Origin of the sequence: Streptomyces sp. NPDC050439, from assembly GCF_040655335.1 — a bacterium.
GTDB lineage: Bacteria > Actinomycetota > Actinomycetes > Streptomycetales > Streptomycetaceae > Streptomyces.
In genome coordinates this window covers 84,194-109,378 of the sequence record NZ_JBFAJT010000007.1, presented here as the reverse complement: position 1 = coordinate 109,378, position 25,185 = coordinate 84,194, and the positions used below count along the sequence as shown (strand labels likewise).

Sequence of the window (25,185 nt, the reverse complement as noted above, 5' to 3'; positions counted from 1 at the left end):
GGGCCGCGCCCTCTCTTCTTTTTCCGGTTCAGCAACTCCTTCTGGAAGGTTCCGTGATGGCACTGCCTCGTCCTGTCGGCCGGTCCGTCGTGGCCGCCGTCGCTCTCGCGCTCGCCATCACCGGGGGCGCCGTCGTGGCCGGCGGCGAGGACGGTCCTGACCGGTCGCCGTCGTCGTCCGCCGCCGTGGCGCCGGGTGCGCTGCGGGGCGCCGATCTCGATCGTGGCGTCGAGTCGCTGCAGGCCCATCTGCGGGACCAGCCGGAGGACTTCGGGGGGTGGGCGACGCTGGGCACCGCCTACGTCGAGCAGGCCCGCACCCGGGGTGACCCGTCGCGCTACCGCGAGGCGGAGCGCGCCCTGGACCGTTCCCTCAAGCTGCGGCCCCGCAATGACGCGGGGCTCGCGGGTCGGGCGGCGCTGGCCGCCGCCCGCCATGACTTCGCGGGGGCTCTGCGCGACGCGGAGGCCGCGCTGAAGGAAAACCCCTACAGCGAGGGCGCGCTGGCCTCGCGGATCGACGCGCTGGTCGAGCTGGGGCGGTACGGGGCCGCCGCGCGGGCCGCCGACGAGGCCGACGCCCGGCGGCCCGGGGTGCCGGTGTTCACGCGGTACGCGTATGTGCGCGAGCTGCGGGGCGATGTGGCGGGGGCCCGGCGGGCGCTGACGCAGGCGGTCGGCACCGGCTCGGGGGCCGGCGGCGACCTCGCCTACGTCACCACCGCGCTCGGGCAGCTCGCCTGGCGGCAGGGCAAGCACGGGGAGGCGTTGAAGCAGTGCGGCAAGGCGCTGCGGGCCGACGCCACGTATCTTCCGGCGCTGGAGTGCCGGGCCCGGGCCTGGGCCGGGCGGGGCGATACGGAGCGGGCGATACGGGCGCTGCGGGACGTGGTGGCGCGAGCGCCGCTGCCCGGTCCGCTGGTCGCGCTGGGCGAGTTGTACGAGGCGCGCGGCGAGCCGGGCGACAAGGCGAAGGCCCGGGAGCAGTACGCGCTGGTGTCCGCCTGGGTGTCGCTGGCCCGGGCGAACGGCGTGAACGCGGATCTGGACGCGGCGGTCGCGCTGACGGATCACGGGGACCGTGCCGAACGCAAGGCGGCGCTGCGGGCCGCGAAGGCGGAGTGGGGGCGGCGCCACACGGTCCACACGGCGGACGCACTGGCCTGGGCCCTGCACGTCGACGGCCGCTCCAAGGAGGCACTCCCGTACGCCCGCAAGGCCACGGCCACGGGGTTCCGGGAGCCGTCGTTCAGGCACCACCTGGCTCAGATCGAGCGGGCGGCAAGCGCTGCGGGGCAGCCGTGAAGCGCCGTGCCCTCGGATACGGGGGCGCCCTGGCCGCGGGCCTCGCGATAGCTCTGCTGCCCGCCGCCGAGGCCACCGCCCACCCGTTGGGGAACTTCACCGTCAATCGGTACGACGGACTTGTGGTGGGGCCCGGGCAGGTGCGGGTCGATCACGTCGAGGATCTCGCCGAGATCCCGGCCACCCAGGCCATGTCCCGCATCAAGCGTGTGGGCATGGGGAGTTGGGCCGACGAGCGGTGTGCGGACGCCGCCCGCGACAGCCGGCTGCGGGTGGACGGGCGGGCGACAAAGCTCCGCGTGCGGGAGGCCAGGGCGGTCGCCCGGGACGGGCAGGCGGGCCTGGCGACCCTGCGCGTGGAGTGCGAGCTCGGTGCCCCGCTCCCCCGGGGCACCGAGTTCGCCGCGCGGTTCGAGGCCGCGGGGGACGCGGGGCCCGGGTGGCGGGAGGTCACCGCGCGGGGAGACCGGATGACGTTGCGCGCGTCCGACGTACCGGAGGCGTCCGTGTCGAAGAGCCTCACCCGCTACCCGGAGCGGCTGCTCGACTCGCCGCCCGGCGATGACTCCGCCACGCTGCGGATCACCCCCGGCGGCCCCGCGCTGAGCGAGGAGAAGCCGGAAGCTCCGGCCTCCGTGCTGCCGCGCGGCGCTGACCGGTGGACGCAGGCCCTGACGGGGCTCGTGGCGCGCCATGACCTCACCCCGGGCTTCGCCGCACTCGCCCTGGCCATCGCCCTGTTGCTGGGCGCGCTGCACGCGATCGCGCCGGGGCACGGCAAGACGCTGATGGCCGCGAGCGCCGCCGCCAGGGGCCACGCCTCCCTGCGGGACGTCCTTCCCCTCGCCGCTTCGGTGACCGTCACGCACACCCTGGGCGTGACCGCGCTCGGGCTGCTCGTGGCCGGGGGTTCGGCCGCCGCCCCGTCGGTGATCGCCTGGCTGGGTGTGGTCAGCGGCGTGCTCGTGACCGGGGCGGGGGCCCTGCTGCTGAGAAGGGCCTGGCGGCGGCGCAGGCACCACGCTCACGCTCACCACCACCACCACCATCATCACCACACGCACGAGGCGCCGCCCACGGTGCGCGGCGCCCTCTTCCTCGGCTTCGCGGGCGGCCTGGTGCCCAGCCCCTCCGCCGTGGTCGTGCTCGTCGGCGCCGCCGCGCTCGGCGAGGCCTGGTTCGGGCTGCTGCTCGTCCTGGCGTACGGGGTGGGGCTCGCCGTCACGCTGACGGCCGCGGGGTTCCTTGTGGTGCGGGTCGGGTCCCTGGCCGGACGGCGGGTGCACGGGCCGCGGTGGCTGCACCGGGCCACGCATCGATTGCTGCCGATGGGCTCCGCCTTTGTCGTGGTGGCCCTTGGGTGTGGATTGGTGTTCAAGGGGGCGGCAACAGCGCTCGGTTGAGGTAGTTTTGTGGAGAATCGCACTGCTGCGGATGGGGGACGCCCGTGAGCGCGAACGAGCGTGTGATCGCGGGACGCTACCGCCTGCTCGCCCCTTTGGGCGAGGGCGGCATGGGCACGGTCTGGCGGGCCCGCGACGAAGTCCTGGGCCGTGAGGTCGCGGTCAAGGAAGTGCGCGCCCCCGCCGGGCTCCCGGCCCCTGACGTCGACCGGCTGTACGCCCGCCTGGAGCGCGAGGCGTGGGCTGCCGCCCGTATCCCGCACCGCAATGTGGTGACGGTCTATGACGTGGCGAGCGAGGACGGGCGTCCGTGGATCGTCATGGAGATCGTGCGGGGGCTCTCGCTGTCGGACGTCCTGGACGCGGAGGGTCCGATGGCGCCGCAGCGGGCCGCCCGCATCGGCGCCGAGGTGCTCGCCGCCCTGCGCGCCGCCCATGACGCCGGGGTGCTGCACCGCGACGTGAAGCCCGGCAACGTACTCATCGCGAACGACGGCCGGGTCGTGCTCACCGACTTCGGGATCGCCATGGTGGAGGGGAGCTCGGCCCTCACCATGACGGGTGAGGTGGTCGGCTCGCCCGAATTCCTGGCCCCGGAGCGGGCGTTGGGGCAGCGCCCCGGCCCGGAGTCCGACCTGTGGTCGCTGGGGGTGCTGCTCTACGCGGCCGTCGAGGGCAGTTCGCCCTTCCGGCAGGACACCCCGCTGAGCACGTTGCGCGCGGTGGTCGACGAGCAGCTTCCGCCGCCCCGGAACGCGGGTCCGCTGCTCCCGGTCATCGAGGGGCTGCTGCGCAAGGACCCCGCGGCCCGGATCTCGGCCGCCGAGGCCGAGGACCAGTTGCGGCTCGTCGCGGCGGGCGGCACCCCACAGGTGGCGACGCCGTTGCCCTACATGCCGACGGTCACGTCGCAGCAGCAACAGCAGGTGCCCTCGCCGTATCCGCCGACCACGGACGGGCAGGAGCCCGTCGTCACCACGACCACCACCGTTCCCCCGCCCCGCTCACGCCGCACGGTCCTCGTCATCACCGCGGGACTGGTCGCTCTCGCGCTCGCGCTGGGCGGACTCGTGTACGCCCTGGTCAACCGCGACGACGGCGGCGGGGGCGGCAACAACAGCGGGGCGTCCGAGGGAAGCGGCAGCGACGGCGGGGGCAACGGCAGCGGCGGCTCCGACGGCGGCAAGAACGGCGGCGACACATCCGGCGGCAACGACGGCGGAGGGTCGGGCAATGGCGGCGGCAGCGACGGGGGCTCGACCGGCGGGGGCTCCACGGGCGGTGGCGGAGGCGGCAACGGCGGGGGCGGTGGCAACGGCGGTTCGACCACGCACCCCGCGCAGTCCGTCAAGGTCACGGTCGCCGGCGCGAACACGCAGTACAGCGGCGCCTGTCCGCCGGCCGCCGGACAGGCGCCGTCGTTCACGGCGACCTTCACCGTGGGGCGGGTTCCGGTCACCGTCGACTATCGCTGGGTGACCAAGTCCGGTGAGCCGAGCGATCCCGGCTGGAAGACGCTGAGCTTCGCCTCCGGCGGCGGAAAGACCAAGCAGGTGCATCACACGGAGACGGTCACCGGGGAGCCGGGCTCGACCCATCAGAACGAGATCAGCGTGGAGGTGCGCAGCCCGGTGAAGGCCGGGTCGAACTCGGTCGCGTACTCCGTGACATGCGAGAAGGAGACCCCGACGGGCGGGGCCTCCTCCTATGCGCCGAACGAATAGGGCCGGACGAACAGGGCCCGGTGGAGCGGGTCAGGGACGGCGAGGGTCAGGACGCCGCGGCACTGAACACGGGGAGGTAGCCGCCGGACTGGCCCGCGGCCTTGGGGTGGTAGGACTCGCCGATGTTGGTCCAGTTCACGCTGTGCAGCCATGCGTCGCCGGAGCAGATCTCGTGGCCGCTGAAGGTGGAGGTCACATCGCCGAAGGCGAAGCCGTGGTCGGCGGCGCGCTTGGCCGTCGTGGAGTTGAGGAAGTCGGCGGCGCTGTTGATGGCGCCGCGCTCCTTCTCGGAGAGGCCGGCGAGGCAGCCGCCGCCGAGCTTGTAGAAGCGGGGGTATCCGAGCACGACGACCTGGGCGGCCGGTGCCTTCGCGCTGATCGCCGAGTAGACCCGGTCGAGGTTGCCGGGCAGCGTCGTCTCGACGTAGCTGCGCGCCTGCGCGATGCGCGCGAGGCACTTGCTCTCCGACTGGAGCACGCAGGTCGTCATGACGTCGGAGAAGCCGGCGTCGTTGCCGCCCACGGAGAGGCTGACGAGGCCTGTTCCGGAGTTGAGCGGGCCGAGCTGGTTGGCCACGACATCACCCGTACGAGCGCCCGAGCAAGCCGTGAAGTTGAAGCTGGAGGGTGAGTTGGCGGCCGCCCACAGTGCGGGGTACGCGCGTGGGGTGCGCTTGCAGTTGCCGCTTCCGCTGTCGTAGGCGCCGGCGCCGACTCCGGACGAGTAGGAGTCGCCGAGTGCCACGTAGCCGGTGGCCGCGGCCTGCTGGTCGGATCGCTGGTCCGCTTGAGCCGCTGTGGCCCCGGTGAGGGCGAAGGCGGTGGCGAGGAGGAGTGAGGAAGCGTATGCCGTGATTCGGGACAATCTCATGGAACCTCCCTTAGCAGGATTTCTGCCTCGACTGTGGTACCACTCCCCTCAGGGCGTCGATAGTGTTCATGTCAATAAGTTTCCCGGCAATTCCCTTGCCCACGCCGGGAGTTCGTTCAGCTTCAGGGGTGCATCGGCGAACATCTGCACACTCCCTCCGCATCTTGACGGGCCGCCGCAGACTGCGCGACATTGAAGCCCGGCATCCGGCGCGTCGGGGGGCAAAGTCGCCAATGCAGACGATCAGGATCAAGGCACCTTCATCAGACACCGGGCGCGAGCCCGGGGAGCGGCCGAGGCGTCACGAGGACGCACCCGCGCTGCTCGCGGGCACGGCGGTGGCGGTGGGCGCGGTTGGCGCGATGCTGGCGCTCACGGACATCGATTCGCCCCTGCGCGCGCCCTTCACCCTGTTCTTCCTGCTTGCCGCCCCCGCGGCCGCAATCGCCGCCGCGCTCAGGGGACTTGATCCATGGGGCCGGATCATTACTTCCGTTTCCGGGGCCGTCGCGGTCAATCTGTTGGTGGCCCAGGCGATGCTGGCCCTCCACATGTGGTCGGTGCGCGGCGGGGTGGTCGCCATCACCGTGATCGGGTCGCTCATCTATCTGCTGGTACTGGTACGGCAACTGCGACGCCGTACCCCGACGAGGCGGACCTCCTGACGTGGACATCACCGTGCACCGCCCCGGAGAACTCACCGCCGCGGACCGGGTGGCCTGGACAGCGCTGCAGTCCAAGGCCCACCTGAACGGCGCCCCGGAGCTGGCCAATCCTTTCCTCTCCCCCGAGTTCACCCTCGCGGTGGGCCACTGGCGGCGCGGGGTGCGGATCGCGGTCGTACGCGAGGACGGTGAGCCCGCGGCGTTCTTCCCGTTCCAGAGATCCATCACCGGCGTCGGCCGGGCCATCGGCCTCGGCGTCTCGGACTGCCAGGGCCTCGTGCACCGGCCCGGCTTCACCTGGGACGCGCGGGAGCTGCTGCGGGCCTGCGGGCTCGCCCTGTACGAGTTCGACCATCTGGCCGGCGGCCAGGAGCCGTTCGAGGCGGGCGCCTCCGGCTCCTTCGCCTCCCCCGTCATGGACATCGACCAGGGGTACGAGGCCTATCTCGCCCAGCTCAAGGAGAAGTCGCCGAAGTTCACCCGCACGACCCGCGCCAAGGAGCGCAGACTCACGCGCGACCACGGCACCGTGCGCTACGTGCACGACGAACGCGACCCCACCGTCCTGCGCACCCTGATGGAGTGGAAGGCGGCCCAGTACCGCAGGACCGGCCGCAGCAACCGCTTCGCGCAAGCGTGGATCACCCAGCTCGTCCACCAGCTCTTCCACACCAGGTCCGACCAGTTCGCCGGCCTGCTCTCGGTGCTGTACGTGGACGAGGTGCCGGTGGCCGCGCACTTCGGGCTGCGCTCCGAGCGGATCATCGCGCAGTGGTTCCCGGCCTACGACCCGGCGTTCGCCAAGTACTCCCCCGGGCTGATCATGCATCTGCACATGGCGGAGGCGGCCGCCGCCGACGGCATCGCGTACCTCGACCTCGGCCGGGGCCAGAAGCAGTACAAGGACTCCCTGAAGACACGCGAACTCACCGTGTACGAGGGGTGGGTGGCTCTGCGCCATCCGGCGGCGATCGGTCACCGGGCGCGGCGCGCTCCGGTCCGGGCGCTGCGCAACACCGTCTTGTCCAGGCCGGAATTCTTTGAACCGGCCGACAAGCTGCTGAAACAGGTGGGAAAAATACGATCAAGAAAGAAGGAATAAAGGCCGGAGACAGGAACAGGGTGCTCCATTTGTGCCCGCCAAGACTGGCCAAATCATCGAAAACGTGAGGCCACGTTCCAGGTCTTGCCATACGGTCTCAATCATCAATACCGTCTTACATCCACCCGCATCGGTCCATCACGCAATGCGATCTAGGGGAGGGCTCAAGATCGCGGTGGTTCCGGCGCGGGGCGCGGTAGGGGGGTGCCGTGCCCGGCGACTGCATTCTTGCCGGGTCACGTCCCGCGCGATGCCAGCTCACTCGGCATGCACGGAGATCTATTTCGTCATGCGCAAGTGACAACCCCCCTTTCGAACCGGATACAAAGCCGGACCGCCCGGGGGTGGGCGGTCCACCGGACGAGAGGGATCAGACTCATGAGTTCTGTTGTGCGCCCGGCCACCGAGCCGAGTCCGGACCCGTTAGACAAGCCCGCACTGTCCGCCGACTACCGGCCGATTTCCTCCCACCTGGCGATCACTCCGCCGGTGAGCGTCGTGATTCCCGCCATGAATGAGGCGGAGAATCTTCCCTACGTTTTCAAGACACTCCCCGACTGGGTCCACGAGGTCGTTCTCGTGGACGGGAATTCCACCGATGACACCGTCGCGGTCGCCCGCGAGCTGTGGCCGGACGTCAAGGTCGTACGGCAACTCGGCAAGGGCAAGGGCGACGCCCTGATCACCGGATTCGAGGCGTGCACCGGCGACATCATCGTGATGGTCGACGCGGACGGCTCGGCCGACGGGCACGAGATCGTCAGCTATGTCTCCGCCCTCGTCTCGGGCGCGGACTTCGCCAAGGGCTCACGCTTCGCCAACGGCGGCGCCACGGACGACATGACGCCGATCCGCAAGCTCGGCAACCACGTCCTGTGCTCCGTCGTGAACGCCAAGTTCGGCGCCCGCTACACCGACCTGTGCTACGGCTACAACGCCTTCTGGCGGCACTGCCTCGACAAGATAGACCTCGACTGCACGGGCTTCGAGGTGGAGACCCTGATGAACATCCGGGTGGTCAAGGCCGGGCTCAAGGTGCAGGAGATCCCCAGCCACGAGTATCTGCGCATCCACGGCGTCAGCAATCTCAGCGCCGTGCGCGACGGTCTGCGCGTCCTGAAGGTGATCCTCACGGAGCGCTCCAACCGCCGCGGGCAGCGCCGCGGCAGCGGTGGTGTCCCCTTCCGCACGCGTCAGGGAGAGGTGTCTTGAGCGGTCCCCACCACCACGGGGGAGGCACGGACGCGGGTATCTCCGTCGTCATCTGCGTCTACACCGAGGACCGCTGGGAGGACATCCTCGCGGCGGTCGCCTCGGTGCGGGCGCAGTCCCTGGCGGCTCTGGAGACGCTTCTCGTGGTGGATCACAACGCCTCGCTCCTGGACCGCCTCGGCAAGGAGTACAAGGAGACCGAAGGGGTGCGGGTGCTCGCGAACGCGGGCCCCCGCGGTCTCTCCGCGGGGCGCAACACCGGCATCGCCGCGTCCCGCGGCGAGATCATCGCGTTCCTCGACGACGACGCCGTCGCGGAACGGGACTGGCTGCGCCACTTCGCCGAGGGGTACGCCGACCCGAAGGTCTTCGCGGTGGGCGGGCGCACCATGCCGGTCTGGGAGTCCCGGCGCAGGCCCGCCTGGTTCCCCGAGGAGTTCGACTGGGTCGTCGGCTGCACGTACAAGGGGCTGCCCGAGGGGCGCGTGCGGGTGCGCAACGTCCTGGGCGGCAACGCCTCCTTCCGCCGCAGCGCCTTCGACACTGCGGGCGGCTTCGCGACCGGCATCGGGCGTGACGGCGACAGACGCCCCCTCGGCTGCGAGGAGACGGAGCTGTGCATCCGGCTCACCCGCGCGCGGCCGGACGCGATCCTGCTCATCGACGACCGCGCGGTCATCCACCACCGCGTCCCCGCGGCGCGGGAGCGCTTCGCGTACTTCCGCACGCGGACGTACGCGGAGGGCCTTTCCAAAGCGCTCGTGGCCCGTAGTGTCGGCGCGGAGAAGGGCCTTGAGTCCGAACGGCGGTATGCCACGCGCGTCCTGCCCGCCGGTGTCGGGCGCGGGCTGCGGGACGCGCTCCTTGCCCGCCCCGGCGGCGCGGGCCGCGCGGGGGCCATCGTGGCGGGCGTGGTCACCGCGGCCGGGGGGTACGTCCTCGGGAGTGTCCGCGCGCGCAGGGCAGGCGCCTCCTTCTCGGTCGCGGAGATCGGGGCCGGGACCGGGGCGAACGCGGACGGTGAAGGGGGGCAGCCATGAACACGCCGGTGCCGATACTCATGTATCACTCCGTCGCGCATGAACCGACCCTGGAGACACGGGAGTTGTCGGTCTCTCCCGGCGCGTTCACCGAGCAGCTCGAACTGCTCGGCGAGCGGGGGTTCACACCGCTGACCACGGCCGGGCTCGCCGCGATCTGGCGCACTCCCGGCCGCGCGCTTCCCGCACGCCCCGTCCTGATCACCTTCGACGACGGCTACGAGGGCGTGCACCGGCACGCGCTGCCCGTGCTCGCCAAGCACGGCTTCGCCTCGACGCTCTTCGTCTCCACCGGATGGCTGCGCGGGGCGCACGACACCGGCGGCGGGCTCGACGTGATGCTCGACTGGGACCAGGTGCGCGAACTGGCCGCGGCGGGCACGGAGATCGGCGGGCACAGCCACACGCACCCGCAGCTCGACCAGCTGGCCGACGACGACCTCTGGTCCGAGCTGCTGCGCTGCAGGGAGATCGTCACCGACGAACTCGGCACCCGGCCCGCCTCCTTCGCCTACCCGTACGGCTATTCGAGCCGCCGGGTGCGCAACACGGTGCGCGGTGCCGGATTCTCCCAGTCGCTCGCGGTCGGCAACGGCCTCGCGCGGCGCGCCCAGGGGCCGTACGCCCTGCAGCGGGTGACCGTGCGCCGCTCCACCGGCATAGAGGAGTTCGCGCGGCTCGTCGAGGGCCGCTCGATCGCCCTCAACTTCGCAAGGGACCGTGCCCACACCAAGGGGTACGCCGTGGTCCGCAGAGCACGACAGGCCCGCCGGAAGGCAACTCGTACCCGTGTCTGACACGTCGACCGCCCAGGCAGACGTCTCTGGGAGTCCCGGCACCGCACAGCAGCCGACGTCCGGCAAGTCGGGCAGGCCGCGCAGACTGCGCCTGCTCGGTGGCGGCTCGGGCGGCTCCGGCGGCACCGGTGGCTCCGGCGGCGGAAGTCCGCTGTTCCGCAACGCCTACGCGCTGATGCTGAACACCGGCATCTCCGGCGTGCTCGGCGTCGGCTTCTGGCTGGCCGCCGCCCGGTACTACTCCGAGTCGGCGGTCGGCCAGGGCTCGGCGGCGATCGCCGCCATGAAACTCCTCGCGGGACTCACCGCCCTCACCCTGACGGGGGCACTCGCCCGCTTCATCCCCATCGCGGGGCGCGCCACCGGAAGACTGATCTTCCGTACGTACGCGGGCAGTTCGGTGGTCGTCGCGTTCGCCGCGCTGATCTTCCTGTTCACGCTCGACCTGTGGGGCCCTTCGTACAAATTCCTGCACGGCCCGCTGAACGGCCTCGGCTTCATCGCCGCGGTCATCGCCTGGTCGCTGCTCACCCTCCAGGACGGCGTGCTCACGGGGCTGCGCAGCGCGCTGTGGGTGCCGGTCGGCAACACCATCTTCTCGGTCGTCAAGCTGGGGCTGCTCATCGCGATGGCCGCGGCGATCCCGACGGCCGGTGTCTTCGTGTCATGGGTCGCCGCGATCGCCATGTCGGTCGTCCCGCTCGGCTGGCTGGTGTTCCGCCGGCTCGTGCCACGGCACGTCAAGGCGACGCAGGACAAGACCAAGCCGCCCACGCTGCGCGAGATGGGCCGCTTCCTGGCCGGCGACTACACCGGCTCGCTCTTCTCGCTCGCCGTGGTCTATCTCGTGCCGGTCATCGTCGCCTCGCAGGTCAGCTCGGTCGACAACGCGTACTTCTACATCACCACCACGATCGGCGGCACGGTCAACCTGCTCGCCATCAACATGGGCGCCTCGCTGACCGTCGAGGGCGCGCACGACCCGGCGCGGCTCGCCGCGAACACCCGTGCCGCGCTGCGCCGCATGGCCCGCATCATGCTGCCGGTCTGCGGTCTGCTCTTCATCGGCGCGCCCTACGTCCTGCGGGTCTTCGGCCAGGAGTACGCGGACGCGGCGACGCCACTGCTGCGCTGGTTCGCGGTGGGCGCGGCGCTGCGGGTCATCATGGAGACGTACTTCGCGGTGCAGCGCGCGCAGAGCCGTACGTCGGGGATCGCCTGGATGCAGGGCCTGTTGTGCTTCCTGGTGCTCGGCCTGACGCTGCTCCTGCTGCCGCGGATGGGTCTGACGGGGGCGGGTGTCGCGGAGATCTGCAGCCTCACGGTGATCGTGGCGATCGCGGCGCCGAAGCTGTACCGGGTGGCGCGAGGGACCGGGGCGTCCTCGCCGGACGACGGAGGGGCGCCGGACGGCGATCTCGCGGACCTGGGCGCGCCCGAGGACGCGCCGGTGCCCGCCGCCGAGGAGACGGACCGGAAGAAGGAGCGGCGCGGGCCCGCCTGGGCACTGCGCGAGTCACTCGACTCGGACACGCTGCAACTGGCCGTGCAGCCCGACTTCGAGCATCCGGAGCGCCGGCCCGACATGCGGCCGGGGCCGGGGACCCCCGCCGCCGGGACGCCCGCTGTAACGAGGGCCGCCGCGGGGGGAAGGCCCGGGGGCGGGAAACCCGCGGGCACGGGGGACGAGGGGGACGACATGGAGCACCGGCCGACCTGGGCACTGAGATCACCGCTGAAGTCACTTGGACCCGAGGACGAGGCCAAGGCCAAGACAGGGGTTGATGCCGGTACCAGTGCCGGTGCCGATGCCTCGGTGGCGCGGCCGTCGCCGTTGACCTCCTCGGTGTCCTCCGCCGTCACCCCGCCCGCCGAGGAGCCGGCCACGGCCGTACGCACGAGCGAGGCACTGCCCGAGCCCGTCGGCGCGCCCGACGCACCGCTGCCCCGCAGCCGTACCGTCTTCATGGCGCTGTTCCTCGCCGTCGCGCTCGCCCTCTACTGGCTGCCCGCCCTGGACATCACCGAGGCCGACCTGGACACGATGGGCGGCCTCGGGCTCATCTCGGTGCTGCCCACGGCGACCCTGCTCGGGGCCGCGCTGCTCGTCGTCGCCTTCGCCTCGCTGCTCTGGGCGGAACGGCCGCACCAGGCGCTGCTTTTGGCGACCCTGCTCGCCACGGTGGTGTGCCTGCACGCGCTGCCCGCCGTCCTGGAGGACGAGCCACGGTTCGCGACGGCCTGGCAGCACCTGGGCTTCATGGAGTACATCGACAGGACCGGCTCCGCGGTGCCGGACCTGGACGCGCGCTGGAGCTGGCCCGGGTTCTTCGCCGCGGCCACGTTCGTGGCCAAGGCGTGCGGGGTCTCGGACATGACCGAGGTGATCCGCTGGTGGCCGCTGGCCATGCAGCTGCTCTATCTGGCGCCGATGTTCCTGCTCGTGCGCTCCATGCGGGCGTCCTGGCGCGCCAAGTGGGCCGGCCTGTGGATCTTCGCGCTGAGCGGCTGGGTCGGCCAGGACTACTTCTCCCCGCAGGGCTTCACGTATCTGCTCTATCTGGTGTTCGTCGCGGTGCTCCTCGTGTGGTTCCGCGCGCCGCACGTGCTGTGGGCCAAGCGGCGCCCGGGTGAGCTGGAGGTCGAACCCGCCGACCGGCGCCAGCGCGCCGTGCTGATCGTGGTCCTGATCGCCCTGTTCGCGGCGACGGTCCCGGCGCACCAGCTCACGCCGTTCGTGATGCTCGGCGTCCTTGCCGCGCTCGTCCTGGTGGGCCGCTCGGAGCTGCGCGGCCTGCCGATCCTCTTCGCGGTCCTCGTCGCCGTCTGGGTGGGCTTCCTCGCGGAGCCGTACTGGTCGGGGCACTTCGACGAGCTGTTCGGCGGGATCGGCGGCGTCGGCGGCAATGTGTCGTCGTCGGTGTCCGGCCGGATCGAGGGCGGCAGTTCGACCCATCAGCTCGTGCTGTACGCCCGCGTGGCGCTGGCCGGCGGTGTCATGGCGTTCGCCTGCTGGGGCTGGTGGCGGCGGCGCGACCACAAGTACACGGAACGCTCGCTGCTCGTCCTGACCTTCGTCCCGTTCCTGGGCTTCGGCATGCAGTCGTACGGCGGCGAGATGGCCCTGCGGGTCTTCATGTTCGCGCTGCCCGGCGCCGCGCTCCTGGCCGGTCTCGCGTTCTTCCCGCGCGCGGGCATCACCGCGAAGGAGCGGGACAGCGACCGGGTGAGCCTGGCGCCCCTGGCCGCGCTCCTTGCGGGCCTCGTCCTGATGGGCGGCTTCCTGGTCGCGCGCTGGGGCAACGAACCCTTCGAGCGGACCCGGGCCGGCGAGGTCGCCGCGATGGAGTACGTGTACGAGCACGACGACCCGACGGTGCGGCTGCTGTGGATGAGCGACGACACGCTCAACAACGTGACGCCCGCGATGCCGTGGGGCGCACGGGACATGGAGAAGGTCCAGTACGTGCCGACCCTTGCCCCGGCCGACCCGGTCCTGGTGTCCGGCCTGGTGAAGGCCCTCAAGGACGCGGGCCCCCACTCATATCTGATGATCAACAAGAGCCAGACGGTCTATCTCCAGATGGACGTGGGCTACTCCGGCACCTGGGACACCCGGCTGATCCACAACCTCGACAACCGCCAGGAGCTGAAGAAGGTCTTCACGAACGACGACGCGACCCTCTACGCGCTGCGCAAACAGCCGGACGGCAAGGTCGAGAAGGCCGAACCGGGCCCGATCGGCCCCCAGGTGACGTGGACGCCGTGGTCGGTGATCGGGGCCCTCGCGGCGATCGCCGTGATCCTGCTGCTCCTCACCCGGGAGGTCGTGCGGGTGGCGGTGGAGCCGAGCGTGCGGCAACTGCGCTGGCTGCAGAGCAGCTTCTGGTTCTCGCTGCCGCTGCTCGCGGTGCTGCTCGCCTCACTGGTCCAGCGGTTCCTGACGATGGCCTGATACGGGGTCGGAGAGGGCTGGAGCGGATCACCGCTCCAGCCACTTCACCTCGTACCCCTTCATCGCGAACCGCTTGCCGTCGACCTTCGCGTCGATCGGGCGGTCCAGGGTGTTCACGACGAGCACGGTCTGCTTGTCGGCGAGCACCCGCACGTTCGGTACGTCGTCGGCGGCGACGGAGACCTTCTCGTACCGCGTGCCGGGCGGGAACGCGTCGCTGAACCGGGCGAGCATCTTCAGCATCGGCAACTCCGTTCCGCCGTCGTCGAGTTCGGTGGAGCGCCACAGGCAGCCCGCGCAGCGCTCGCCCCTCTTCTGCGGGTTCCAGTAGAAACCGCTGCTCGCGCCGCCGCGGGCCATCGCCATCAGGCCCGAGGCCTGGACGGCGACGCGGTGCGGCTCGGACCAGTCGTCGCGGTTGTCCTCGCTGTCGCCCGGTTCCACGTAGTACTCGGCCCACCACAGGGGCAGGTCTCCGGTTCGCTTGCGGACCCACTCGCCGACCGCCGTGAGTTTGTCGGTGGCCTGGAACTCGTCGGGGAGCATCTCGTCGTCCACGGTGTAGCTGGAGCCGTCCACGACGACGAAGTCCGCGCCCGTCTTGTTCTTGTTCCAGTGGTCGAAGGCGTCGAGCACCCGCTGGTCCATGCGGCCCCAGGGGCCCTTGACCGTCTTCGACGCGCCCTCGGTCTGGCGCGGGTCGACGCTGTCCATGACTAGGTAGGGGCCGCCGACCATGATGTCTTCGTTGACCGCCTTGAGCTCCTTGTAGACCAGGTTGTAGAGCTCGGTGTAGCCCTCGTAGTCCCAGCGGGCCTCCTCGTTGTTCCAGAAGCCCTTGAATTCGTTCCAGACGATGAAGTGCCTGACGTCCGGATAGCGTTTGGCCACGGTCGCCGCGAGCTTGGCGAAGTCCTTGTAGTGGGCGCGCTCCGGGGCGGTCTCCAGGGCCTGCTGGCTCCAGTCGGTGTTGTCCGCGCCGGGCTTGCCGCCCTTCATCCAGTCCGGGGCGCAGCACAGGGTGACGACCGGCGTGCTGTCGGTGGCGCGGATGAAGTCCATCCGCCGGTCCATCTCCTCGAAGTCGTAACGCCCCTTGACCGGCTCGGGGTTGCTCGCGCCCCAGCCCATGATGTGCTGGATCTGCGGCAGGGGGCGCGGCTGCCCCGCGAGCAGTTCCTCGGCCCGCTCCGTGGCCGCGGCGCCGCCCTCGTCCGCGCTGTACTGGGTGTGGGTGAAGCCCCAGCCGACGGCCGGCTCCGCGTCACCGGGCGGGACGGCGGGGGTGCCGTGCACCTTGTCGCCGTCGCGTGTGGTGCCCTCGGTGCCCTTGCCGTCGTCGGGAAGCGTGGTGATGACGGTCAGGACCAGGGCCAGTGCGACCAGAGCAACGCCGAGCAGCGCGGTGAGCCGCCACCGCTGTGCCCCCGAATTCCACCCATGACGTCCCATCAAGGACAACAGTAACGGCGGCAGTTGGTGGTAGGACAGGTTCCGCACCACGGGTTCGCGACTGATCGTGGCACGACGGAGCGCGGCGGAGTACAGCGGGAGTACGGCGGAGTGCGTAAACCGGGATGCACGCGGGCACTTGTGTGCCGGATCATGGCGGCATGTCTGCGAACCCTCAGGACACCCTGCCGATCCGGCTCAACGTAGACGACAGCGACTCCCCGTCGGATGTCGTGGACGCCCTTTTCCTCGGCCGCTTCGCCACCGGCGAGCAGCCCTTCTCGCACAGCTCCAACATCGACCGCGTCAAGTCCGGCAGCACGCTGCTCCCGCCGGGCGCGACGGTGCTGCGCGCCGCCCGCGACGACGACCGCAGCGCGACGCTGGCCGAGGGCGACGGCTGGACGCTCCTGATCTCGCGCTGGAACCGCGGCGCGGACGTCACGGTGACGGCGACGAGCGCCGACCTCGCGCAGAAGATCCTGAAGCAGGCGACGGACGGCGCGCAGGACGAGCCGGAGCCGCAGCCGGACAACGTGACCATGGGGTTCTGGTACGTCTCCCCCCGGCGCGGTCCGCACCGCACCACGCGGCAGATCGCCGCCGGCACGTGGGATGAGGTGCGGGAGAACTACACCGCGCCGGTCGCCGAGGCCATGGACTCCCTGATGAAGACGGTGCCCGAGGACATCTCGGGGCGCCTCCTGCTCCTGCACGGCCCGCCGGGCACGGGCAAGACGTCGGCGCTGCGGACCCTCGCGCGGTCCTGGCGTGACTGGTGCCAGGTGGACTGCGTCCTGGACCCGGAGCGGCTGTTCAACGACGTCGGCTATCTGATGGACATCGCCATCGGTGAGGACGACGGCACGTCCAAGGGCCGCTGGCGGCTGCTGCTCCTGGAGGACTGCGACGAGCTGATCCGCGGGGAGGCGAAGCACACGGCCGGGCAGGCGTTGTCGCGGCTGCTGAACCTGACGGACGGGCTGCTCGGGCAGGGCCGCAACGTCCTGGTCGGCGTCACCACCAACGAGGACCTGGAGCGGCTCCACCCCGCGGTGGTCCGCCCCGGCCGGTGCCTCGCCCGGATCGAGGTCGGCGGCCTGACCCGCGCCGAGTCGGTCGACTGGCTCGGCACGGACGAGGGGATCGCCCGCGAGGGCGCGACGCTGGCGGAGCTGTACGCCTTGCGTCGCGGCACATCACCTACGTCGGTGCCGGACCCTCGGGAGGGGGCGGATGCGGGGCTCTACCTCTGACGGCCGTTGCTGTGGTGGGCAGAGGTTCACCCCGAGTCCCCGTAGGCGGCACGCAAGGCCTCCCGCGCGGCGGCAAGCGCGGCCTCCTCGGAGAGGCCCAGCCTGTGCGTCCGCTCGGCGAAAGCCTGGGCGGCGGCGGACGCCTCCCGCGCGGCCGCGTCCCCCGCGGCCGCGACGAACGTCCCGTGACGCCCACGCGTCTCGATCACCCCGTCCGCCTCAAGCGCCCGATACGCCTTGGCCACCGTATTGGCGGCGAGCCCGAGGTCCAGGGCGAGCCCCCGCACGGTCGGCAGCTTGTACCCCACCGGGAGAGCCCCGCCCCGCGCCTGCTCGGCGATCTGGGCCCGCACCTGTTCGTAGGAGGGCACGCCACCCGCACCGGCGCCGCCACCGTCGATCTCGATCTTCAAGGTCACGCGGCGATTGTCCCGCACCCCCGGAGAAAATGAGAGGCACCCCGACGCGCCCCGCGCGTAGCGTGCGGCCCCATGACCGTCCTAGTCCGCGCCCTGCGCCCCGGTGACACGCCGGACGCCGAGGCGTTCGCCGTCGTACGCCGCGCCTGCGTGCCCGCCATGCTCGCCACCGCCGACTCCGTCCGGTTCGACCTGGCGCACGCCCATCCCGACTCCCGTTACCGCCAGTTGGTCGCCGAGACCGACGGGGAGATCATCGGCACGGCGCAGGTGGGCATCGCTCACGACAGCCCCGAGCCGGGCCAGGGCTTCTCCAACGTCTACGTGCTCCCCGAGCGGCGCGGGCTCGGCGCGGGCTCGCTGATCCTGCGGACGGCGGAGGAGTACCTCGCGGACGCGGGAGCCACCACGGTCTACTCCTGGGTGCTCGACGAACCCGCGAACCTCGCCTTCGCCGCCGCACGCGGCTACCGCGCGAGCCGCTCGGCCCACTTCCTGCGCCTCGACCTTGCCGGTGGCCCGTTGCCGCCGCGCCAAGAGCTGCCGGACGGGGTCCAGTTGCGTACGGGGGCGTCGTTCGGGGACGACCCGCGCGCCCTCTTCGACCTCGACGCGGAGACCGTGGCGGACGAACCGAGCGATGTGGCCGCGGAGTTCACGGACTACGGGCACTGGCTCGCCGAGACCTGGAACCACCCCCTGGTGAACCGCGAACTGACCACGGTGGCCCTGGTGGACGGCCGCCCCGCCGCCTTCACGCTGGCCCGCACGGACGACGCGTCGCGCTACGCGAGCGGCATGACGGGCACGGGACGCGCGTTCCGCGGACGCGGTCTGGCCAAGCTCGCCAAGAACGACTCCCTGCACCGGGCACGGGCCGCCGGATACACGGAGGCGTTCACGGGAAACGACGCCGGCAACGAGCCGATGCTGGCGATCAACAGTTGGTTCGGCTACGAGATCTGCGCAACGGAGGTACGCCATGTCCGAGACCTCGGCTGACACAGCTGACACGGTGGAGGTGGTCCTGATGAAGGCGGGCCGCACGAAGATCCGCTACCCGGCGGAGGTGATCGCGGACGACGGCACGGTGGTGACGGTCCGCGCACCGTGGGCAGGCGCCGGCGTACGGGACTTCGGCTTCGTACGCTTCGAGCCGGGCGACGTCTTCACGGAGCACTACTGGCGTGACCGCTGGTACGCCGTGAAGGAGGTCCGCACGTCCACGGGCGTCCTGAAGGGCTGGTACTGCGACGTGACCCGCCCCGCGACACGAGACGGCGCCACGCTCACGGTGGAAGACCTGGACCTGGACCTGTGGTGCTCGGCAGACGGCCGAACAATCCTCCGCCTGGACGAGGACGAGTTCACCGAAAGCAACCTCACCACAACCGACCCCAAAGCAGCCTCAGCGGCTATGTCCGCCCTGGACGAACTGGAACACCTGGCCCGCACCGGAGCCCCGCTCTCCCCACCCCTCCCCGGGGCTGCCCCGAACTGACCTCAACCCCGGGACGGCGGGGCAAGAGCCACCAACCGCTCACCCCCGCCCCTCTCGAACCGCACCGTGTCCCCCTCCTCCTGCCAGTGCAGGGCGAAGCGCTCCCCCGTGTGCCACGCCTTCAGTGCCGCCCTGCAGTACGCCACCATGTCGTCCGGCAGCGTGGTGATGGCGTGCCAGGTCAGTTCGGCGCACTTGTCGGGCTCCGCGTTGAAGGGCTCGCCGCCCGCGCCGTAGGGCGCCTCGAAGAACCAGCCGATGCGGGCCTCCTCGCCCGGGCCCCGGTGCTGCAGAACCAGTTCGGCGCTGACCTCGTCGGGGGCGAGGGCCAGGCCGATCTCCTCCCGGGCCTCGCGGATGACCGCCGTGCGGACGTCCTCGCCGGGCTCGACGTGGCCGGACGGGAGGTTGAGCAAACCGTCCCCGTAGCCGGTGTTCGCGCGGCGGGCGAGGAGCACCTCGTCGCCGCGGCGGAGGATCAGGTGGACGTCCACCACCTCCTTGTGGCGGCGGGCTACGGGCGGGACCTCGTCCCGGTCGATCGTCATCCGGCGATGGTGACACTCACCACTGACAATCCGGTTTCGATGAGAAACCCTCCCGGCAGAGGTCTACAGACGTCCCACCTTGGACATCGGTAGTACAGGGAGGCAGCCATGCGCCGTGTGACCGTGCACAAGACCGTCGGGAAGCCCACCAATCGGCAGATCCGGGAGAAGTCCGAGGAGCGGGAAAGCCCTCGCGAGCGCACCGAGGTCCGCAAGGACATCCAGCGGACCTGGTGGCCGGACGGGTGAGATCCCGGGGCGGGAAGCGAGCTAGAGCCTCTTCCGGTAGTGGTAGCGGTCGTACGGCCCGTCCACCCTGCGCTCCACCATCTCGTAGCCGTACCGAGGGTAGATCCTTTGGTTCTCCCACATCATCGCGTTTGTGTAGAGCCGGACCTCCGCCAGCCCCAGCGACCGCGCCCGCTCGTCGACGAAGGCGAGCAGACGGCGGCCCACCCCTTGGCCTGCCGCCTCGGGGTGGACCGCGATGCTGTCCAGGAACAGGTGGTCCTCATGCGGGACGAGGACCAGGACACCCACCACCGGATCACCGGTGACGAAGACCCGCCCCGCCGCCACCTCCGCCGCATGATCCGCCTCCATGGGGACGGGCACGACACCGATGCGCTCGATGTACGGGTGGTACGCCGCGTCCGTCACCGCCCACACGGCGGGAACATCGGCAGCGGCGGCGAGGCGGACGGTGGTGAGGTTCTCCGGGATCAGCGGGTTCTCCGGGTTTTGCGGGGTCTTCTGGGTCATGCCTTTACGTCTACGTCAGTGCTCCTGCCCCGCACCAGCAGTTTCTTCAGGAGGGGCCAGAGGATGATCAGGGCGATGATCGCGTAGACCGTGATCGAGAAGGGCGTGTCGACCAGGCCGCTCACGCTGCCGTCGCTGATCTGCAGGGCGCGGCGCAGTTGCTGCTCGGCGTTCGGGCCGAGGATGACGCCGATGACCGCGGGCAGGACCGGCAGTCCGTAGCGCCGCATGCCGAAGCCGATCAGGCCGATGATCAGCAGGATCACCAGGTCGAGGGCCTCGCCGCCGACCGCGTACGCGCCGACCGCGGCGAAGAAGAGGATGCCCGCGTAGAGGTAGGGCCTCGGGATGCGGAGCAGCTTCGCCCAGACCGGGGCCAGGGGGAGGTTCAGGGCCAGGAGCAGGACCATGCCCACGAACAGCGACGCGATCAGGCCCCAGACCAGGTCCGGCTCTCGTTCGAAGAGGAGCGGGCCCGGCTGGATGCCGTACTGCTGGAAGGCGGCGAGCATCACCGCGGCCACCGCCGTCGTGGGCAGGCCGAGCGTCAGCATGGAGACCAGGGTGCCCGCGGCCGATGCGGATGACGCGGACTCGGGGCCCGCGACGCCCTCGATCGCGCCCTTGCCCCACTCGTCCTTGTGCTTGGACAGGCGCTTCTCGGTGACGTACGACAGGAAGGTGGGGATCTCCGCGCCGCCCGCGGGGATCGCGCCGAACGGGAAGCCGATGAGCGGGCCGCGCAGCCAGGACTTCCAGGTGCGCTTCACGTCGGACTTGCCGAGCCAGGGGCGGCCGACCGGGATCGCCTCGCCGCTGGTGCGCCGCAGATGGGCCGCGACCCACAGTGCCTCGCCGATCGCGAAGAGGCCGACCGCGACGATCACCACGTCGATGCCGTCGGCGAGTTGGAGCGAGCCGAAGGTCAGACGCTGCTGTCCGGTCATCTGGTCGAGGCCGACCAGGCCGAGGGTGAGGCCGATGAGGAGGGAGGCGAGTCCGCGTACGCGCGATGAACCGAGGACGGACGTCACGGCGATGAACGCGAGGACCATGATGGCGAAGTAGTCGGGCGCCCCGATGTCGACCGCGAGCTCCGCGACCTTCGGTGCGAGGGCCACCAGGAGGATCGTGCCGATGATGCCGCCCGCGAAGTGTCCGATGGCGGCGGCCGCGAGCGCTTGTGCGCCCCGGCCGGACTTGGCCATCGGGTTGCCTTCCATGGCGGCGACCACCGCCGCGCTCTCACCCGGGGTGTTGAGGAGGATGGAGGTCGTGGAGCCGCCGAACATCGCTCCGTAGTAGATGCCGGCGAACATGATGAACGCGCCGGTGGGCTCAAGGCCGTACGTCACGGGGAGCAGGAGTGCCACCGCCATGGCGGGGCCGATGCCGGGCAGGACGCCGATCGCGGTGCCCAGGAGCACGCCGATGGCCGCCCAGAGCAGGTTCATGGGGGTGAGGGCCGTGCCGAAGCCGTCCATCAGGGAGTTGAAGGCGTTCATGTCACAGCACTCCCATCAGGGGGCCGCCGGGCAGCGGCACCCCGAGCAGGTTGTTGAAGACGACGTACGTGAGGAGGGAGAGCCCTGCTGCGATGAGTGGGTCGCGGTCCAGGTGGCGGCTGCCCAGCGCGTACGCCGCGCCCCAGAAGAGCAGGGCGCCCGCGACGGGGAAGCCGAGCGGTTCGATGAGGACGGCGGCGCCGAGGAAGACGCCGGCGAGGAGCAGGACGGTGCGCCAGTCGGCGGGTTCGGACAGGTCGATGTCCTCCCCGCCCTCGGCTTCGCCGCGGCCCCCGCGCAGGACGTCGATCGCGAGGATGACGGCGACGACGAGGAGGCCGATGCCGACGGCGACCGGGACGGTCTTGGGGCCGATCGGGCCGCGTTGGGCGATCTCGACGTCCATGGTGAGGGCGTCGGTGAGGACGAGGGCGCCGAGGGCGAGCAGCATGACGCAGACGCCGAGTTCGGAGTGCTCGCGCAGCCAGGAGCGGCGGTCGCTCCCGCTCTCCCCGGGCGGGGTCGAGGGGGTTTCGGTCGTCGTCACAGTCCCAGCTCCTTCAGCACGGACACCACGCTCTTGTCCTGGGCGGCCAGGAAGTCGCCGAACTTGTCGCCGGTGAGGAAGGCGTCGTCCCAGCCGTTGGTCTTGAGGGACTTGCGCCACTCCGGGGAGTCGTGCAGCTTCCTGACCAGGCCGGTGAGCTTCTTGCGTTCGGCGTCGGAAAGGCCGGGCGGGGCGACGATGCCGCGCCAGTTGGTGAAGTTCACGTCGTAGCCGGACTCTTTGAGGGTGGGCCCGTCCAGGCCCTTGGCCCGCTTGGGTCCGGTGGTGGCGAGGAGGCGCAGTTCGCCCGACTTGATCTGGTCCAGGTATTCGCCGACGCCGGAGACGCCGAAGGCGACCTTCTTGCCGAGGATCGAGGCGAGGAGTTCGCCGCCGCCGTCGAAGGGGACGTAGTTGACCTTCTTGGGGTCGATCCCGGCGGCGCGCGCCATGAGCATGGGGGCGAGGTGGTCGGGGCCGCCGGGGGACGAGCCGCCGCCGACGGGGAGCTTGCCCGGGTTCTTCTTCCAGGCCGCGACGAGCTGCTTGATGTCCTTGTACGGGGAGTCCTTGGCGACGACGACGACGTCCGGCTCTTCGGTGAGGCGGGCGATCGGGGTGGTGTCGGCGAGGGTCTTGGGCGAGTCGTTGGAGCGGGCCGCGCCGACGACTCCGAGGCCCATGGACATCGCGAGCTTGCCGTTGCCGTGTTCGCCGACGAGGCGGCTGAGGCCGACGGTGCCGCCGGCGCCGGGCAGGTTGAAGACCTCGATGTTGTGGGTGAGTCCGGCGTCCTCGGCGTTCTTCGCCGCGGTGCGGGCGGTGATGTCGTAGCCGCCGCCCGGCGTGTTGGGGACCATGAAGCGCAGGCCGGGGATCTGTGTGCCGGTATCGGCGTCGCTGCCCGTGGAGAGCAGCGGCGGCCCTGCGAGCACGAGCAGCGCGGCCCCGAGCAGGGCAAGGGGTGTGCGCAGACGCACGTGTGCCACCACCTGTCGGTACGTTGATGTGGATAAGAGCGCGATAAGCGTGTGAGGTGGCCCACATGTTGCCTGTGCGTTAAGAAGCTGTCTCTCTTCCGGAATCAACGGACGTTGTGGTCGTTGTGGTCGCGCCCATAGCCTGCGGCGATGACAAGGGTGCTGGTCGTGGACGACGACTTCATGGTCGCCAAACTGCACAGCCGTTATGTGTCCGCGGTGGACGGATTCTCGGTGGTGGGAGTGGCGCACAGCGGCGCGGAGGCGCTGGCGGCGGTGGAGCGGCTGCGCCCCGATCTGGTGCTGCTCGACGTCTATCTGCCCGACATGGACGGCATCGCGGTGCTGCGGGAGTTGCGGGCCGTCGAGGAACGCGACCGGGACCGGCAGCCGCTGGACGCGCTGTTCATCACGGCCGCGCGGGACGCGGAGATCGTGCGGGCGGCGTTGCGGGCCGGGGCGCTGCACTATCTGATCAAGCCGTTCAACCAGGCGGCGCTACGGGAGCAGTTGCTGCACGTGGCGGCGGTGCGGGCGCGTCTCGACGGCCTGGACGAGGCGCGCCAGGAGGACGTCGACCAGATCTTCGGCACCCGCCCGCCCGGCTCCCGCGAGCTCCCCAAGGGCCTCGCGGCCCACACGGCGGACCTGGTCGAGCAGACGCTGCGGGCCCACCCCGGGGGCCTGTCCGCCACGGAGTGCGCCCAGGAGGGCACACTCTCCCGCGTCAGCGCCCGCCGCTACCTGGAATTCTTCGCGGACACGGGCCGCGCGGAGGTGACGCTGCGGTACGGGGGGACGGGGCGGCCGGAGCGGCGGTATCGGTGGGTGCGGTAGCGCTCCGCGCCTCCGCAGGGCGCCCAAATCGGGCACGACCTGAGCGGAGCCTGAGGGGTCCCTTAAGTCGACCATAAAGATCGCCATCACCCCCTCCCAGCAGGCGAATCCGGGGTTTTCAGCGGCTAGTTTTCTCGGCGCCGGGCCGGTTACGAACCGTCGGCGCCGCACGTGATCGGGGGGCGGCACCGGCCGTTCGCAACCGTCTCGTGTCCCCCACCCCCCAGAAGAGCCGCTGAGGAGAACCACTCATGACCGCACGTCGCAAGGTCGCCGCGATCGCCGCCGCCGGCATCGCCCCGCTCGCCCTGACCGCCCTGTCGGCCGCCCCGGCCGCCGCGCACGGTTCGATGACGGACCCGGTGAGCCGTGTCTCCGCGTGCTTCCAGGAGGGCCCCGAGGCTCCGAAGTCGGCCGCCTGCAAGGCCGCTGTCGCCGCGAGCGGCACGCAGGCCTTCTACGACTGGAACGGCGTGAACATCGCCAATGCCGCCGGCAAGTCGAAGGAGATCATCCCCGACGGCAAGCTGTGCAGCGCGGGCAACGACAAGTACAAGGGCCTCGACCTGCCGCGCGCCGACTGGCCGTCCAGCAAGATGTCCGGCGGCAACCACACCTTCCGCTACAAGGGCACTGCCCCGCACAAGGGTTCCTTCGAGCTGTACATCACGAAGGACTCGTACGACCCGGCCAAGCCCCTGAAGTGGTCGGACCTGGAGGAGAAGCCGTTCGTCGACGTCGCCGACCCGAAGATGGAGAACGGCGACTACGTCTTCGACGGCAAGGTCCCGGCCAAGTCGGGCCGCCACCTGATCTACTCGGTCTGGCAGCGCTCGGACTCCCCCGAGGCCTTCTACACCTGCTCCGACGTCGTCTTCGGCAAGGACAGCGGCGGCAGCGAGGCCGCAGCTCCGGCCCCGACCGCCTCCGCGCCCTCCGAGAAGGACATCGCCGCGGGCGCCGAGAAGTCCACCGTCGAGCACAACGGCCACGGTGACAGCGACCACGAGACGGGCGCCGAGGCCACGGAGGCGGCCCCGGCCGCGGGTGGCGACACCGGCGCGGGTGACGACGCCGCCGCCAACCAGCCTGAGGTGAACGGTGGCGACGCGAAGCCCGTCGCCGCGGACGAGAACCTCGCCGAGACCGGCGGCGACAGCACCACCCCGTACATCGCGATCGGCGGCGCCGCCGCCCTCGCCGTCGGTGCCGCGGCCATGTTCGGCACGGCCCGCCGTCGCACGGCGCGCCACGGCCGCTGAGCCGGCAGGACATGACGCAGAAAGCCGCCGCTGACCCCGTCAG

22 protein-coding genes and 1 pseudogene are annotated in these 25,185 nt (G+C 71.0%); 15 read left to right on the top strand and 8 right to left on the bottom strand.

The genetic code is table 11. The annotated features are described in order from the left end of the window. Window positions 1-56: 56 nt before the first annotated feature. The 3 genes from AB0I66_RS28290 to AB0I66_RS28280 all read left to right on the top strand — a co-directional run bounded on the left by AB0I66_RS28290 (window position 57) and on the right by AB0I66_RS28280 (window position 4,431). Window positions 57-1,304: a hypothetical protein gene (locus AB0I66_RS28290; protein WP_363210769.1), complete on the top strand. Its 1,248-nt coding sequence runs from the start codon at window positions 57-59 to the stop codon at window positions 1,302-1,304. Continuing rightward, window positions 1,301-2,707, top strand: a complete 1,407-nt coding sequence (locus AB0I66_RS28285; RefSeq protein WP_363210768.1) for a sulfite exporter TauE/SafE family protein — start codon at window positions 1,301-1,303, stop codon at window positions 2,705-2,707. The genes AB0I66_RS28290 and AB0I66_RS28285 overlap by 4 nt, the downstream gene beginning before the upstream one ends. A 110-nt stretch (window positions 2,708-2,817) precedes the next feature. Next, window positions 2,818-4,431 carry a serine/threonine-protein kinase gene (locus tag AB0I66_RS28280; protein ID WP_363211136.1) on the top strand — a complete coding sequence of 538 codons (1,614 nt, stop codon included), beginning with the start codon at window positions 2,818-2,820 and terminating at the stop codon, window positions 4,429-4,431. Between the two features lie 46 nt (window positions 4,432-4,477). Here the strand turns inward: AB0I66_RS28280 and AB0I66_RS28275 are convergent, their stop codons facing one another. Beyond that, window positions 4,478-5,302, bottom strand: a complete 825-nt coding sequence (locus AB0I66_RS28275) for an SGNH/GDSL hydrolase family protein (protein WP_363210767.1) — start codon at window positions 5,300-5,302, stop codon at window positions 4,478-4,480. A 233-nt stretch (window positions 5,303-5,535) separates the two neighbouring features. Here AB0I66_RS28275 and AB0I66_RS28270 point away from each other — a divergent pair, with 233 nt between their 5' ends. From AB0I66_RS28270 to AB0I66_RS28245, 6 genes are all read left to right on the top strand, one after another. Continuing rightward, the gene (locus AB0I66_RS28270) at window positions 5,536-5,967 is read left to right on the top strand and encodes a hypothetical protein (RefSeq protein WP_363210766.1); all 432 of its coding nucleotides are present in this window, start codon (window positions 5,536-5,538) and stop codon (window positions 5,965-5,967) included. Window position 5,968: 1 nt separating this feature from the next. Beyond that, window positions 5,969-7,069 (top strand): GNAT family N-acetyltransferase, encoded by a 1,101-nt coding sequence (locus tag AB0I66_RS28265; protein ID WP_363210765.1) that lies wholly within the window; start codon window positions 5,969-5,971, stop codon window positions 7,067-7,069. A 378-nt stretch (window positions 7,070-7,447) separates the two neighbouring features. Further along, complete coding sequence (locus tag AB0I66_RS28260; RefSeq protein WP_363210764.1) at window positions 7,448-8,281, top strand: glycosyltransferase family 2 protein; 834 nt, start codon at window positions 7,448-7,450, stop codon at window positions 8,279-8,281. After that, the gene (locus AB0I66_RS28255) at window positions 8,278-9,321 is read left to right on the top strand and encodes a glycosyltransferase family 2 protein (protein ID WP_363210763.1); all 1,044 of its coding nucleotides are present in this window, start codon (window positions 8,278-8,280) and stop codon (window positions 9,319-9,321) included. Before AB0I66_RS28260 ends, AB0I66_RS28255 begins: the two co-directional genes overlap by 4 nt. After that, complete coding sequence (locus AB0I66_RS28250) at window positions 9,318-10,118, top strand: polysaccharide deacetylase family protein (protein ID WP_363210762.1); 801 nt, start codon at window positions 9,318-9,320, stop codon at window positions 10,116-10,118. The genes AB0I66_RS28255 and AB0I66_RS28250 overlap by 4 nt, the downstream gene beginning before the upstream one ends. 175 nt (window positions 10,119-10,293) lie before the next feature. After that, window positions 10,294-14,073 carry a lipopolysaccharide biosynthesis protein gene (locus tag AB0I66_RS28245; protein WP_363211135.1) on the top strand — a complete coding sequence of 1,260 codons (3,780 nt, stop codon included), beginning with the start codon at window positions 10,294-10,296 and terminating at the stop codon, window positions 14,071-14,073. Window positions 14,074-14,100: 27 nt separating this feature from the next. Here the strand turns inward: AB0I66_RS28245 and AB0I66_RS28240 are convergent, their stop codons facing one another. Further along, window positions 14,101-15,525, bottom strand: coding sequence for a xylan 1,4-beta-xylosidase (locus AB0I66_RS28240; RefSeq protein ID WP_363210761.1), 1,425 nt, complete (start codon window positions 15,523-15,525; stop codon window positions 14,101-14,103). Between the two features lie 161 nt (window positions 15,526-15,686). Between AB0I66_RS28240 and AB0I66_RS28235 the strand changes: the two genes are divergently transcribed. Further along, window positions 15,687-16,781 carry a DUF5925 domain-containing protein gene (locus AB0I66_RS28235; protein ID WP_363210760.1) on the top strand — a complete coding sequence of 365 codons (1,095 nt, stop codon included), beginning with the start codon at window positions 15,687-15,689 and terminating at the stop codon, window positions 16,779-16,781. 26 nt (window positions 16,782-16,807) lie between these two features. On the opposite strand, the gene AB0I66_RS28230 is transcribed toward AB0I66_RS28235, so the two are convergent. After that, window positions 16,808-17,200, bottom strand: a complete 393-nt coding sequence (locus tag AB0I66_RS28230) for a GntR family transcriptional regulator (RefSeq protein WP_363210759.1) — start codon at window positions 17,198-17,200, stop codon at window positions 16,808-16,810. A 72-nt stretch (window positions 17,201-17,272) separates the two neighbouring features. Here AB0I66_RS28230 and AB0I66_RS28225 point away from each other — a divergent pair, with 72 nt between their 5' ends. Continuing rightward, a complete protein-coding gene (locus AB0I66_RS28225; RefSeq protein ID WP_363210758.1) occupies window positions 17,273-18,202 on the top strand; it encodes a GNAT family N-acetyltransferase in 930 nt (309 codons plus the stop codon). Continuing rightward, the gene (locus AB0I66_RS28220; protein WP_363210757.1) at window positions 18,183-18,701 is read left to right on the top strand and encodes a DUF402 domain-containing protein; all 519 of its coding nucleotides are present in this window, start codon (window positions 18,183-18,185) and stop codon (window positions 18,699-18,701) included. Before AB0I66_RS28225 ends, AB0I66_RS28220 begins: the two co-directional genes overlap by 20 nt. A gap of 2 nt (window positions 18,702-18,703) precedes the next feature. Here AB0I66_RS28220 and AB0I66_RS28215 read toward each other — a convergent pair. Next, a pseudogene (locus AB0I66_RS28215) lies at window positions 18,704-19,210 on the bottom strand (NUDIX domain-containing protein); the annotation flags it as partial. A gap of 147 nt (window positions 19,211-19,357) precedes the next feature. On the opposite strand from AB0I66_RS28215, the gene AB0I66_RS28210 reads away from it, so the two are divergent. Then, entirely contained in the window at window positions 19,358-19,498 is a 141-nt protein-coding gene (locus AB0I66_RS28210; RefSeq protein WP_363210756.1) for a hypothetical protein, read from the top strand. 21 nt (window positions 19,499-19,519) lie between these two features. Here AB0I66_RS28210 and AB0I66_RS28205 read toward each other — a convergent pair whose 3' ends face one another. The 4 genes from AB0I66_RS28205 to AB0I66_RS28190 are packed head-to-tail and all read right to left on the bottom strand — an operon-like array spanning window position 19,520 to window position 23,043. Next, window positions 19,520-20,011 (bottom strand): GNAT family N-acetyltransferase, encoded by a 492-nt coding sequence (locus AB0I66_RS28205; RefSeq protein WP_363210755.1) that lies wholly within the window; start codon window positions 20,009-20,011, stop codon window positions 19,520-19,522. After that, complete coding sequence (locus AB0I66_RS28200) at window positions 20,008-21,516, bottom strand: tripartite tricarboxylate transporter permease (protein ID WP_363210754.1); 1,509 nt, start codon at window positions 21,514-21,516, stop codon at window positions 20,008-20,010. Before AB0I66_RS28200 ends, AB0I66_RS28205 begins: the two co-directional genes overlap by 4 nt. 1 nt (window position 21,517) lies before the next feature. Beyond that, window positions 21,518-22,063 (bottom strand): tripartite tricarboxylate transporter TctB family protein, encoded by a 546-nt coding sequence (locus AB0I66_RS28195; RefSeq protein WP_363210753.1) that lies wholly within the window; start codon window positions 22,061-22,063, stop codon window positions 21,518-21,520. Further along, window positions 22,060-23,043, bottom strand: a complete 984-nt coding sequence (locus tag AB0I66_RS28190; protein ID WP_363211134.1) for a tripartite tricarboxylate transporter substrate binding protein — start codon at window positions 23,041-23,043, stop codon at window positions 22,060-22,062. Before AB0I66_RS28190 ends, AB0I66_RS28195 begins: the two co-directional genes overlap by 4 nt. 150 nt (window positions 23,044-23,193) lie before the next feature. On the opposite strand from AB0I66_RS28190, the gene AB0I66_RS28185 reads away from it, so the two are divergent. Both AB0I66_RS28185 and AB0I66_RS28180 read left to right on the top strand, forming a co-directional pair. Then, window positions 23,194-23,880 (top strand): response regulator, encoded by a 687-nt coding sequence (locus AB0I66_RS28185; RefSeq protein WP_363210752.1) that lies wholly within the window; start codon window positions 23,194-23,196, stop codon window positions 23,878-23,880. A gap of 251 nt (window positions 23,881-24,131) precedes the next feature. Beyond that, window positions 24,132-25,142, top strand: a complete 1,011-nt coding sequence (locus AB0I66_RS28180) for a lytic polysaccharide monooxygenase (RefSeq protein ID WP_363210751.1) — start codon at window positions 24,132-24,134, stop codon at window positions 25,140-25,142. Window positions 25,143-25,185: the final 43 nt, after the last annotated feature.